Here is a 13,948-nt window from a genome sequence, read left to right on the forward strand (position 1 = left end):
AGTTCCTCCCCCACGGGGAGGTTAGGAGGGGCTTCTAATTATGAAGAAAGATACATCACATATCAATTCGCTTGAAAACGAAGCGATTTACATCATGAGAGAAGTAGCAGCACAGTTTGAAAAACCTGTATTGTTATTCTCAGGAGGAAAGGATTCTATCACCTTAGTAAGATTAGCGGTTAAAGCGTTTTACCCAGCTAAAGTACCTTTTCCTTTAATGCATATTGATACAGGACATAACTTTCCTGAAACGATTGAATTTAGAGACCGTTTAGTAAAAGAGCTTGGTTTAGAGTTGATTGTAAGAAACGTACAAGATTCTATCGATCAAGGAAAAGTAAAAGAAGAATCTGGGCGTTACGCTAGTAGAAACATGTTGCAAACTACAACGCTTTTAGATGCCTTAGAAGAATTTAAGTTTGATGCAGCTATAGGCGGAGCTCGACGTGATGAGGAAAAAGCAAGAGCAAAAGAGCGTATTTTCTCAGTACGTGATGATTTTGGGCAATGGGATGAGAAAAACCAAAGACCAGAGTTGTTTGATATGTTGAATGGCGAGATTGACCATGGACAAAATGTGCGTGTATTCCCAATTTCAAACTGGACAGAATTAGACGTTTGGTCTTATATAGAAAAAGAAAACATCGAAATTCCTTCAATTTACTTTGCACACAAACGTAAAGTGTTTTTAAGAGACGGCATGATTTGGTCTGCAGAAGACGATGTAGTTTATAGAGATGAAGAAGAAGAAGTGATTGAAGAAATGGTACGTTTTAGAACCGTTGGAGATATGAGTTGTACGGCAGCCGTATTATCAGATGCCGTTTCTATTGATAAAGTTGTAGAAGAAATTAGAGATTCTTCAATTTCAGAACGTGGTGCACGTATTGATGACAAGCGCTCTGAAGCAGCCATGGAAAAACGTAAACAACAAGGGTATTTCTAAAATACAATTTTGTCATTTCCGCGAAGGCGGAAATCTTTTAAAACGAATACAAATTAGGTTTAGGACCTATCATTATCATATAAAATGGAAGTATTAAAAATAGCAACAGCAGGAAGTGTAGACGATGGTAAAAGTACCTTAATAGGACGTATTCTTTACGATACAAAATCCTTAACTACAGATAAGTTAGAAGCCATTGAAAAAACAAGTAAGCAACGTGGTTACGATTACTTGGATTTTTCTCTAGCTACCGATGGTCTAGTTGCAGAAAGAGAGCAAGGTATTACTATTGATGTAGCACATATTTATTTTTCAACTAAAAAGAAGAGTTATATCATTGCTGATACACCAGGTCACGTAGAATATACACGTAATATGGTTACTGGCGCATCAACGTCGCAAGCATCTATCATTTTAATTGATGCTAGAAAAGGTGTTATTGAGCAGACCAATAGACACTTTTTTATCAATAATTTATTGAGAATTAAAGATGTGGTTGTGGCTATTAATAAAATGGACTTGGTAGATTATTCTGAGGAAGTTTACAATAAAATTAAAGCTGATTTTTCAGAATTAATGAGTAAGCGTGATTACCAAGATCAAAAAATCACATTCATCCCAGTAAGTGCTCTCAAGGGCGATAATGTTGTAAATCGTTCTGATAACATGCCTTGGTATACTGGTGAAGCATTATTGGAGCATTTGGAAGCCATTGATAAGGCGGATATTTTCAATGTAGGTACACCACGTTTTCCAGTACAATATGTAATTCGACCAAAAACAGAAGATTACCATGATTTTAGAGGATATGCTGGTAAGGTATACGGTGGCGATTTAAGCGTTGGTGACGATATTATTGTTTTACCATCCAAAACACGATCGAAGATTAAAGATATTTATTTCTATGACGAGAAGTACGAAACAGCATCAAGACGTTCATCGGTAACCATCACTTTAGAAAACGATATTAATGTAAGTCGTGGCGATATGATTGTAAAAGAGAACGATTTACCGACTATAGATAAGCAATTTACAGCCAATGTATGTTGGATGGATACTGAAGAATTAAACCCAGGAGGTAAATATATTGTTCAACATGGTATTAACAAGGTTTTAGCAAAAGTAGATCGTATCAATCATAAAATTAACCCTGACTATTCTGGTTTTGAAAAAGGGGTTACAGGTTTAGGAATTAATGATATTGCTTCAGTAACGTTTAAGTTAAATAAGCCAATTTTTTACGACCAATTTAAAAATCATAGAACCAACGGGTCTTTCATTTTAATTGATCCGCAATCCAACAATACAGTAGGCGCTGGATTTATCCAATAAAAAAGCCCCCTAGCCCCCAAAGGGGGAATTAGCAGGTTTGCGGATAAACAATAATGAAAATAAAACTCCTGTAAGGTTTCAAAAACCTTGTAGGTTTTAAAAATAAATTAATAACAAATATTCTTACTCCGCCCGAGTAAGAGTTCCTCCCTAATTGGGGAGGTTAGGAGGGGCTGCTATATGAGAAGTTTCGAAACAGAAATAGAAAATCCGGTTGTCCAAAAAGACATTATAGAATTAGCTCAAAAAATTGAGTTGTTCCATAACGGTAAAATAGACGAGGAAAAATTTAGAAGTTTGCGTTTAGCACGTGGTGTTTACGGTCAACGTCAAGAAGGCGTGCAAATGATACGTATTAAAGTACCCTACGGAAAGCTAAAAAGTAATCAACTACGTAGAATAGCTGCGGTATCGGATGAGTATTCTCGTGGACGTTTGCATATTACAACGCGTCAGGATATTCAAATTCACTATGTGGATTTAAACAGAACACCTGAGCTTTGGGCAGAATTAGAAAAAGATGAGGTTACGGTACGTGAAGCTTGTGGTAACGTAGTAAGAAACGTTACAGCCTCTGAAACTGCTGGTATTGATGTTAACGAACCTTTTGATGTGTCGCCTTATGCAGATGCATTGTACAAGTTCTTTTTACGTAATGCTATTTGTCAAGAAATGGGACGTAAATTTAAGGTGTCTTTTTCTTCTACTGATGAAGATACAGGCTTATCGTACTTACACGATATAGGATACATTGCTAAAATTAAAGATGGTGTTCGCGGATTTAAAGTGATGGTTGCAGGCGGTTTAGGTTCTCAGCCTCGACATGCGGATGTATTGTTTGATTTTGTAGAGACCGATAAAATCATTCCAATAATGGAAGGCGTTTTACGAGTGTTTGACCGTTATGGCGAGCGTAAAAGTCGTGCAAAAGCTAGAATGAAATTCTTGGTAAAAGACATCGGTTTAGAAGCGTTTAAAGATTTAATTGCAGAAGAACAAAAAGCGATAGAATTTAAAAGTGTTCCTATTGATGCGGAGTCTTACGTGGCTTCAACACCAGTAGACATAACTGAATTCCCAGAAGTATCTATAAAAGACCAACAAGCATTTGAAACTTGGAAATCTACCAATTTAATTCCTCAGAAGCAGGAAGGTTATGTAGGTATAGGTATTAAAGTGTTATTGGGGGATTTTTATACAGATAAAGCACGCTTATTAGCAGATTTAGTAGATAAATACGCTGCAGGCGAAGTGCGTTTAACCTTGCGTCAAAACATCGTAATTCCTTTTGTGAAAAGAGAATTAGTGCCATTTTTCTATACCGAATTAGAGAAACTAGGTTTTGTAGAAGCAGGGTATAACAAGGCTGTAGATATTACAGCATGTCCTGGTACAGATACTTGTAATTTAGGTATTGCGAGTAGTACAGGTATTGCAGAAGAGTTAGAGCGTGTAATTAAGGCAGAATATCCACAGTATCTTAAAAATGAAGATTTAGTAATTAAGATTAGTGGGTGTATGAATGCCTGTGGACAACACAATATGGCCAACATTGGTTTTCAAGGGATGACGGTGCGTACGCCAGATAAATTAGTTGCTCCAGCCTTACAAGTATTACTTGGTGGCGGTAACCAAGGTGATGGTAATGCAACCTTTGCAGATAAAGTAGTAAAAGTGCCAAGTAAAAGAGGACCAGAAGCACTGCGCAGAATTTTAAACGATTTTGAAGCTAATGCTAACGGCAAACAATTTGTGGAGTACTATCAAGAAAAAGGCGAGAAGTATTTTTATGATTTCTTGAATGATTTACAAGATGCTACAAATTTAACACAAGCCGATTTTATCGATTGGGGAGAAGAAGAAAAATACGTAAAAGAGATTGGAATTGGAGAATGTGCTGGTGTAGTCATAGATTTAATAGCAACCTTATTCTTTGAAAGCGAAGAGAAAATTGAAAATGCCAAAGAGTCTTTTGAAAACGGTGTGTACTCTGGAGCTATTTATTTAGCATACCAATCTTTAGTGAATTCTGCGAAAGCGTTATTATTAGCTGAAAACAAAAAGACAAATACGCATGCAGGAATTATAAAAGACTTTGACGAGTTATTTATTACTAGCGGAAAAATAGATTTAGGAACTTCTTTTTCAGAATTGATATACCAAATTAATAAATTTGCGCCAACTAAAGATTTTGCTTCAAAATACATTGAAAACGCAAATCAGTTTTTAGCTAAAGTTAGAGCGTTTAGAGAAGCGCAACAAGCACTGGAACAAAAAGCGGTTTAAAAGATAAAAATGAGCATTAAAACTCCAAAATTGACTGTTGTAGGTGCAGGTCCAGGTGATGAAGATTTAATAACCCTTAAAGCAATTAAGGCTATAGAATCTGCAGATGTCATTTTATACGATGCACTTATCAACGAATCTTTACTGAAATATGCTTCGGATGATACCGAGCTTATTTTTGTGGGGAAACGCAAGGGGTGTTATGCATTTCAACAAGAGCAAATTAATGAGCTCATCGTTTCAAAAGCCAAAGAAAAAGGGCATGTAGTACGATTAAAAGGAGGCGATCCCTTCATTTTTGGTCGTGGTGCAGAGGAGATTGATTATGTAAGACAGTTTGGTTTAGAAACCTTCATGGTACCAGGAATTTCATCATCGGTAGCAGTACCAGCGTATCAAGGCATTCCGCTTACAAAACGTGGTGCCTCAGAAAGTTTTTGGGTGATTACAGGAACAACGAAAAAACATCAATTGTCAGGTGACGTTGCATTGGCAGCAAAATCTACAGCTACAGTTGTGATTTTAATGGGAATGGGAAAACTTGGAGAAATTGTAAGTGTTTTTTCAAAAGAAGGAAAAAGCAACACAGCTATAGCTGTTATTCAAAATGGCACTAGAGATAACGAAAATGTAGGGATTGGTACCATTGATACTATTGAAAACATAGTTGAAGAAAAACAATTAGCAAATCCTGCGATTATCATCATTGGAGATGTTGTTAAGGAACGAGCGGTATTAAGTTCAATTTATAATGAAGTAAACAAGAAATAGGTGATGGAGCGGAATAACTTATATCCTATTTTTTTGAAAGCTAAAAGTTTGAATGTATTGATTGTAGGTGGCGGAAACGTTGCCGAAGAAAAATTAACGTTCTTATTAAAATCTAGTCCAGATGCGCATGTTACTATGGTATCTCCAATGTTTCGAGAAGGTACTATAGCACTTGCTAAGAAAGGTTGTGTAACATTGGTTGAAGATGTTTACAAAAAAAGTTATTTAATTGGCAAGCATATGGTTGTGGCTACGACTGATGTTCCAGAAGTTAACGTTCAAGTTTGGAAAGATTGTAGAGCCGAAGCTAAATTGGTAAATGTTGCTGATAATCCGCCGTATTGCGATTTTTATATGGGTGGTATTGTAACTAAAGGCAATGTAAAAGTAGCTATTTCCACAAATGGAAAATCACCAACAACAGCTAAACGTTTACGTCAGTTTTTTGAGGAAGTAATTCCTGAAAATATTGACGATTTAGTTAAGAATTTAAACGAGTACAGAAAAACAATAAAAGGTGATTTTGAACAAAAAGTGGAAACACTAAACGAATTCACTAAAGGATTAATAGAAAAAAAAGAATCTTAAAAATGATTAAGACAGATATAATTATAATTGGAGCGGGGCCTACAGGATTATTTACTGTATTCGAAGCAGGATTATTAAAATTAAAATGTCATTTAATTGACGCATTACCACAACCAGGTGGACAGTGTTCAGAATTATATCCAAAAAAGCCTATTTATGATATCCCTGGGTTTCCAGAAATTTTGGCAGGAGATTTAACTGATAATTTGTTAGAGCAAGGAAAGCAATTTGAGCCTGGATTTACATTAGGAGAGCGTGCTGAAACTATTGATAAACAAGAGGATGGAACGTTTATAGTTACAACCAACAAAGGCACACAACATCAAGCGCCAGTTGTAGCTATTGCCAGTGGCTTAGGGAGTTTTGAACCTAGAAAGCCACAGCTTGAAAACTTGGCTAAGTACGAGGATAAAGGTGTGGAATACATGATTAAAGAGCCAGAAATGTACCGAGATAAAAATGTGGTTATTGCTGGTGGTGGCGATTCTGCTTTAGATTGGAGTATATTTTTAGCAGATGTAGCAAAAAGTGTAACATTAATACACAGACGTAACGAATTTAGAGGGCATTTAGATTCTGTAGAAAAAGTACAAGAATTAAAGAATTCAGGAAAAATTAAGCTTATTACCCCTGCAGAAGTTACTGATATTATTGGAGACGATAAGGTTGAGGCTATTGAGATTACTAAAAAGGATGAAGCTCCAATCAGGTTAGAAACCGATCATTTTATTCCGTTATTTGGTTTGTCTCCAAAGTTAGGACCTATTGCGAATTGGGGCTTAGAGATTGAGAAAAATGCAATAAAAGTTAATAATGCTTTAGATTACCAAACGAATATACCTGGAATTTTTGCTATTGGCGATGGTAACTACTATCCTGGAAAGTTAAAGTTAATTCTTTGTGGGTTCCATGAGGCTACTATTATGTGTCAAGCAGCATATAAAATTATTAATCCGGGTAAGAAGTTTGTTTTAAAATATACAACGGTAAGTGGTGTAAACGGATTTGATGGCACTAGAAAAGAGGCGCCAAAAGCTGTAGTACAAGCCATTAATTAAGTTTGAAACTGACTTTGGCGGATATGCCTGCGTTAGGGATTGAGTAGTGAAATGTTTACATTAATGAAATCATTAATTTAAAATATAAATCAATGAGTAAAGCCCGACCCATTGTGGGTAACCTGCCTGCCGGCAGGCAGGCACAAAAAAAATAAAAAGTATTTTAATATTCCTGCAAGGTTTTTGAAACCTTGTAGGTATTTTTGTTTTATGAAGAAAAGCTATAATGTTTGCTTAAAAGATACGGTTAAAACGTTTACGAAACGCTTGTTTTACTCTTTGTTTGATTGCACGCAGCAAGAAGAGCATAGTGCCTATTTGGAGAAAACGTTTTTAAAGATTCTTGCTGCTTTAGAGATAGGGAACGGTGCTGCTCTATGGGATAGTTTTAAGGCGGAATTGCCAGAGATTAGAAAAAAACTGGATTTAGATGCTATTGCATTTGAACAGAATGATCCTGCATCGCATTGTTTGCAAGAAATTTATTTAGCGTATCCTGGGTTTCATGCGATTTCGGTTTATAGATTGAGTCATGCTCTGTACAAACGCAATGTGCATATTTTACCTAGAATGATGAGTGAGTATGTGCATGGTATTACGGGTATTGATATTCATCCGGGTGCTACTATTGGTGAGTCATTTTATATAGATCACGGTACAGGGATTGTTATTGGAGAAACTTCCATTATTGGGAAAAATGTAAAAATCTATCAGGGTGTTACCTTAGGCGGTGTTTCGGTATCAAAAAGTATGGCAAAAACTAAGCGCCACCCCACTATTGAAGATGGTGTTTGCATTTATGCTAACGCTACCGTTTTGGGTGGTGATATTGTAATTGGTGCTAATAGTATTATTGGTGCCAATGTATGGATAACGCAATCTGTTCCAGAAAATTCGCTGGTAACTTATCAAACAGAAATTAAAATAAGACCGAAAAAAAATGGCATTCGAGAATAGTATAATTGGCCAGATTGGAAATACACCGTTGGTAGAAGTAACGCATCTGCTTAAAAAAGATGGTGTAAAATTGTTTTTGAAGTTAGAGGGGAATAACCCAGGCGGAAGTGTAAAAGACCGACCAGCTTTTAATATGATAAACGAAGCGTTAAAACGTGGTGACATTAAAAAAGGAGGTACTTTAGTTGAAGCTACAAGTGGAAATACTGGGATTGCATTAGCTTTTATTTCTAAGCTTTTAGGGTTGAACATGGTATTGATTATGCCAGAGAATTCTACCGAAGAGCGTGTAAAAACCATGCGTGCTTATGGTGCAGAGGTTATTTTAACACCTGCAGATATTGGTATAGAAGGCTCTCGTGATTTGGCTTTTAAGCTGAGAGATGAAAAAGGTTATACACTTTTAAATCAGTTTGAAAACGATGATAACTGGAAAGCCCATTATAAAACCACGGGACCTGAAATTTGGAGAGATACCCAAGGTAAGATTACACATTTTGTAGCTACTATGGGTACTACGGGAACTATAATGGGAACATCAAGATTTTTAAAAGAGCAAAACCCAGATATACAAATTGTGGGTGCACAACCTGCCGATGGTGCAAGAATTCCTGGGATTAGAAAATGGTCGCCAGATTATGTGCCAAAGTTTTTCGATAGATCTCGAGTAGATACTGTTATTGATGTTTCGGAAGAAAATGCTAAAACAACAACTATTAATCTAGCTAAAGAAGAAGGTGTTTTTGCAGGTATGAGTAGTGGTGGCTCGATGTATTGTGCGTTGCAAACCGCTGCATCTATTGATAAAGGTGTTATTGTAGCCATAATTTGCGATAGAGGCGATCGTTATTTATCGTCAACATTATTCGAATAAAATTTCCTGTAAGGTTTTAAAAACCTTGTAGGTATTAAAGAAATTAAAAAATGTCAAGCATACATAAAGCCTTAAAAGAGCGAATTTTAGTTTTAGACGGTGCCATGGGTACCATGCTACAAGCCTATAAATTTACTGAAGAAGATTTTAGAGGCGAACGCTTCAAAGATTATCCAACACCATTGCAGGGTAATAACGATTTGTTGTCCATCACACAGCCAGAAGCCATTAAAACCATTCATGGTAAATATTTTGAAGTTGGTGCCGATATTGTAGAAACCAACACATTTTCGGGAACGACTATCGCTATGGCAGATTACCAAATGGAAGATTTGGTGTATGAGTTAAATTATGAGTCGGCTAAACTAGCACGGGAGGTTGCCGATGAATTTACTGTAAAAGAGCCGCATAAACCCCGATTTGTAGCGGGTTCAATTGGGCCAACAAATCGCACTGCAAGCATGTCGCCCGATGTAAACGATCCTGGATACCGTGCGGTAACTTTTGATGAATTGCGCATTGCCTACAAACAACAGGTAGAAGCTTTGGTTGATGGCGGTGTAGATTTATTATTAGTAGAAACCGTTTTTGATACCTTAAATGCAAAAGCAGCATTATTTGCTATTGAAGAGGTAAAGGCAGAGCGCCATATAGATGTGCCAATTATGTTAAGCGGAACCATTACAGATGCTTCAGGTAGAACATTGTCTGGGCAAACGGCTGAAGCATTTTTGATTTCGGTATCGCATGTGCCATTGTTATCCGTTGGTTTTAATTGTGCCTTGGGTGCTAATTTACTGCAGCCGCATTTGGAAGCGATTGCCAATAAAACAGACTTTGCTATTTCTGCTCACCCCAATGCGGGATTACCTAATGCTTTTGGAGAATATGATGAAACACCAGAGGAAATGGGCGCTCAGATTGAGGAGTATTTAAAGAAGAATTTAATCAATATTATTGGTGGATGTTGCGGAACAAGTCCTGAGCATATTAGGGTAATTGCTGATATTGCGGCAAAATATGAGCCGCGTAGTTATGCTGAAGTTGTTTCGATATAGTATTGAGGATAAAAAATGTAAGGGAAGAAAATTGTAATGTCTAAACTTTAAATTAAACAATAAAATGACCATTTTAGCCCCTCCTCTGGAGGGGTTGGGGAGGCCTATGAAAATAAAACAAACCAAATACATGAAACTTTCGGGATTAGAACCACTAATCCTTAATGAGAATAGCAACTTTATAAATGTAGGTGAGCGTACCAATGTTGCTGGTTCTAGAAAGTTTTTGCGCTTAATAAAAGAAGAAAAATTTGATGAAGCCTTAGATATAGCGCGTCATCAAGTAGATGGTGGTGCGCAAATTATCGACATCAACATGGACGATGGTTTGATTGATGGTAAAGAAGCTATGGTACGTTTCTTAAACTTGATAGCTGCCGAACCTGATATTTGTCGCGTGCCCATTATGATAGATTCCTCTAAATGGGAAATTATTGAAGCTGGCCTGCAAGTGGTGCAGGGAAAATGCGTGGTAAATTCTATTTCTTTAAAAGAAGGAGAAGAAAAATTCATTTGGGAAGCTACACAGATAAAACGTTATGGAGCAGCAGTAATTGTTATGGCTTTTGATGAGGTAGGACAAGCTGATAATTATGAGCGCAGAATAGAAATCGCAAAACGTTCTTACGATGTATTGATTAATAAAGTAGGATTTCCATCTGAAGATATCATTTTCGATTTAAACATATTTCCTGTGGCTACAGGAATGGAAGAACACCGCAGAAACGCTATAGATTTTATTGAAGCCACACGATGGGTTCGTGAAAATCTGGAAAATGTTAGTGTGAGTGGTGGTGTAAGTAATGTGTCCTTTTCGTTTAGGGGAAATAATACGGTACGCGAAGCAATGCACTCGGTGTTTTTGTATTATGCCATACAAAACGGTATGAATATGGGTATAGTAAACCCAGCAATGTTGGAGGTTTATGATGATATTCCAAAAGATTTATTGGAGCATGTAGAAGATGTGATTTTAGATAGACGTGATGATGCAACCGAACGTTTATTAGATTTTGCCGAAACTGTAAAAGGTTCAGCAAAAGAAAAAACAGTTGATTTATCGTGGCGAGAAAACCCATTACAAGATAGAATTACACATGCTTTAGTAAAAGGACTTGATGCCTTTATTATTGAAGATATTGAGGAGGCACGATTAGCTGCAAATAAACCTATTGAAGTGATTGAAGGTAATTTGATGATAGGTATGAATGTGGTAGGTGATTTGTTTGGAGCAGGAAAAATGTTTTTACCTCAGGTGGTAAAATCGGCACGGGTGATGAAAAAGGCGGTAGCGTATTTAAATCCGTTTATCGAAGCGGAGAAATCAGATAAATCAGAGCCAGTTGGAAAAATACTAATGGCCACCGTAAAAGGCGATGTTCATGATATTGGTAAAAATATTGTAAGTGTTGTACTAGCTTGTAATAACTACGAGATTGTAGACTTAGGGGTTATGGTACCACCTGAAAAAATTATAGAAACTGCTATTGAAGAGCGCGTTGATGCCATTGGGTTATCAGGTTTGATCACACCGTCTTTGGATGAGATGGTGTATCTAGCCAAAGAAATGCAAAACAAAAACTTTGAAGTGCCATTGCTAATTGGTGGTGCTACAACATCTAAAGCACATACAGCAGTAAAGATTGATACGCAATACGAAAATGCGGTAGTACACGTAAACGATGCCTCAAGAGCTGTAACGGTTGTTGGCGATTTATTAAATAAGAAAACGTCGCATGCTTATGTAGCGAAAATGAAGAAAGATTATGATGAATTCCGTACCAAGTTTTTAAAACGTGGTAAGGAGAAATCGTATATCTCGATTGAAGAAGCGCGTAATAAAAAGTGTAAGATTGATTGGGAGACTTCTGAAATTGTAAAGCCTAAAGAAATGGGCGTACAAATTTTGAAGCAATTAAGTTTAAAAGAATTATTACCATTTATAGATTGGAGTCCGTTTTTTAGAAGCTGGGATTTACATGGTAAATATCCAGATATTTTAACGGATAAAGTGGTTGGTGAACAAGCAACACAATTGTTTGAAGATGCTCAAGCGATGATTCAGCATATTGTTGCAAAACAATTATTAAAGCCTAAAGCGGTATTTGGGTTGTTTGAAGCAAATACTATAAATGAGGATGATATTTCGGTTCAGAAAAAGGGTGAAGAGATTGCTGTGTTTAGAACATTGCGTCAGCAATTGAAAAAGCGAGAAGGGATTCCAAATCATGCTTTAGCCGATTTTGTTGCGCCAAAAGCTTCTGGTAAAACAGATTACATGGGGGCATTTTGTGTTGGGATTTTTGGAGCGCAAGAATTAGCCGAAAGTTATAAAGCAAAAGATGACGATTACAATGCGATTATGGCTCAGGCGATAGCAGATCGGTTTGCAGAGGCTTTTGCAGAATATTTGCATAAACAAATACGAACAAAACATTGGGGTTATGCGGCTGATGAAGATTTGAGTAATGATGATTTGATTAAAGAAAGTTATAAAGGTATTCGTCCAGCACCAGGTTATCCTGCATGTCCTGATCATTTGGAAAAGGAGACTATTTGGGAATTGTTGGACGTTGAAAAATTAATTGGGGTAACCTTAACAGAAAGTTTAGCAATGTGGCCAGCAGCAGCGGTTTCGGGATATTATTTTGCAAATAAAGAAGCAAAATATTTTGGTTTGGGTAAAATTACCGACGACCAAGTAACTGATTATGCTGAAAGAAAAGGTATAACCAAAGAGAAAGCTAGAAAGTGGTTGCACCCTAATTTGGCGGAGTAGACAAGCCCCACCTAACCTCCTCGAATAGGAGGAATGGATTACGGGGGGGTGCGTGATTTAGACCTCACAGGTTTTAAAAACCTGTGAGGTCTGTAAAAGAGAGAGTTCGCCTCCTGGGAGGGGCTAGGGGTAGGTTGAAAGTCAAGAGTGGCGCGTTAGGGATAGTAGTGGAAAGCCCACAGCGCAGCGAGGACTTGTAACGGATAGCCCGACCCGAAGCGATCCTGCAAGGTTTTTTTTAACCTTGTAGGTATGATCGTAGGGTAACGCCAAAAAAAAATAATAATGATTAGATTCCCGCCCTAGTGGGAATGACAAAACCGAGCTATGAAAGTAACAGAACACATTAAGAAAGCTGACGGAAAAACGTTGTTTTCGTTCGAGGTGATTCCGCCAAAGAAAGGAATGAATATTCAGGATTTATACAATAATATTGATCCGTTAATGGAGTTTAAACCCCCGTTTATTGATGTGACAACCTCACGTGAGGAGTATGTGTATATTGATAAGGGGGACGGACTATTGGATAAGCGAATTACTAGGATGCGCCCGGGAACAGTGGGAATTTGTGCCTCTATTATGCATAAGTATCAGGTGGATGCCATTCCGCATTTATTGTGTGGTGGTTTTACGAAGGAGGAAACAGAATATGTGTTGGTGGATTGCCATTATTTAGGCTTGGACAATGTGATGGCCTTGCGAGGAGACTCCATGAAGGAGGAGGCGTATTTTAAAGCTCGTGATGGCGGACATGCTTATGCAAGCGAGCTTGTTGAACAAATTGCAAAATTGAACCGTGGTAAATATTTACATGATGATGTGGCCGCGGAGCATTATTCTGACTTTTGTATTGGTGTGGCTGGCTACCCTGAGAAACACATGGAGGCACCGTCTTTGGCAACCGATTTAAAACGCTTAAAGGAAAAAGTAGATGCTGGTGCGGATTATGTGGTAACTCAAATGTTTTTTGATAATCAAAAGTATTTTGAGTTTGTAGAAAAAGCGCGAGAAATTGGGATTAACGTGCCAATAATTCCAGGGATAAAGCCCATAGCAGTGAAACGCCATTTACAATTATTGCCTCAGGTGTTTAAAATAGATTTACCACAAGATTTAATTGATGCTGTGGAAGATTGTAAGGATAACAAAGCGGTAAGGCAAGTGGGTATTGAGTTTGCCATACAACAATCAAAGGAACTACTGGAATTTGGCGTGCCCGTATTGCATTATTATTCCATGGGGAAAAGTGATAATATACATGCAATTGCCAAGACATTGTTTTAAATATTACATTTGTGG

Annotated in this window: 11 protein-coding genes; all 11 read left to right on the forward strand. The window is 37.3% G+C overall.

What is annotated here, in order from left to right; genetic code table 11:
• The first annotated feature begins 40 nt into the window (after positions 1–40).
• The 11 genes from cysD (at position 41) to metF (ending at position 13,933) form a co-directional block, all read left to right on the forward strand.
• The gene (cysD, locus tag AC1B0Z_RS13565; RefSeq protein WP_483792576.1) at positions 41–946 is read left to right on the forward strand and encodes a sulfate adenylyltransferase subunit CysD; all 906 of its coding nucleotides are present in this window, start codon (positions 41–43) and stop codon (positions 944–946) included.
• Positions 947–1,030: 84 nt separating this feature from the next.
• Positions 1,031–2,278, forward strand: a complete 1,248-nt coding sequence (locus AC1B0Z_RS13570) for a sulfate adenylyltransferase subunit 1 (protein ID WP_483792577.1) — start codon at positions 1,031–1,033, stop codon at positions 2,276–2,278.
• A 180-nt stretch (positions 2,279–2,458) separates the two neighbouring features.
• Positions 2,459–4,564, forward strand: coding sequence for a HEPN domain-containing protein (locus tag AC1B0Z_RS13575; protein WP_483792578.1), 2,106 nt, complete (start codon positions 2,459–2,461; stop codon positions 4,562–4,564).
• A gap of 9 nt (positions 4,565–4,573) precedes the next feature.
• Positions 4,574–5,335, forward strand: a complete 762-nt coding sequence (cobA, locus tag AC1B0Z_RS13580) for a uroporphyrinogen-III C-methyltransferase (protein ID WP_483792579.1) — start codon at positions 4,574–4,576, stop codon at positions 5,333–5,335.
• 3 nt (positions 5,336–5,338) lie between these two features.
• Positions 5,339–5,923: a precorrin-2 dehydrogenase/sirohydrochlorin ferrochelatase family protein gene (locus AC1B0Z_RS13585; RefSeq protein WP_483792581.1), complete on the forward strand. Its 585-nt coding sequence runs from the start codon at positions 5,339–5,341 to the stop codon at positions 5,921–5,923.
• A gap of 2 nt (positions 5,924–5,925) precedes the next feature.
• On the forward strand, positions 5,926–6,981 hold the full coding sequence (locus AC1B0Z_RS13590; RefSeq protein ID WP_483792583.1) for an NAD(P)/FAD-dependent oxidoreductase: 1,056 nt from the start codon (positions 5,926–5,928) through the stop codon (positions 6,979–6,981).
• 210 nt (positions 6,982–7,191) lie between these two features.
• Entirely contained in the window at positions 7,192–7,938 is a 747-nt protein-coding gene (epsC, locus tag AC1B0Z_RS13595) for a serine O-acetyltransferase EpsC (RefSeq protein WP_483792585.1), read from the forward strand.
• Positions 7,922–8,812, forward strand: a complete 891-nt coding sequence (gene cysM, locus AC1B0Z_RS13600) for a cysteine synthase CysM (protein ID WP_483792587.1) — start codon at positions 7,922–7,924, stop codon at positions 8,810–8,812. The genes epsC and cysM overlap by 17 nt, the downstream gene beginning before the upstream one ends.
• Before the next feature lie 50 nt (positions 8,813–8,862).
• A complete protein-coding gene (locus AC1B0Z_RS13605) occupies positions 8,863–9,870 on the forward strand; it encodes a homocysteine S-methyltransferase family protein (RefSeq protein WP_483792588.1) in 1,008 nt (335 codons plus the stop codon).
• Between the two features lie 64 nt (positions 9,871–9,934).
• Positions 9,935–12,649, forward strand: coding sequence for a methionine synthase (gene metH / locus AC1B0Z_RS13610; RefSeq protein ID WP_483792589.1), 2,715 nt, complete (start codon positions 9,935–9,937; stop codon positions 12,647–12,649).
• A gap of 327 nt (positions 12,650–12,976) precedes the next feature.
• On the forward strand, positions 12,977–13,933 hold the full coding sequence (gene metF / locus AC1B0Z_RS13615; protein ID WP_483792591.1) for a methylenetetrahydrofolate reductase [NAD(P)H]: 957 nt from the start codon (positions 12,977–12,979) through the stop codon (positions 13,931–13,933).
• The last annotated feature ends 15 nt before the right edge of the window (positions 13,934–13,948 follow it).

The organism is Hyunsoonleella sp. J2K-J805, from assembly GCF_057167125.1.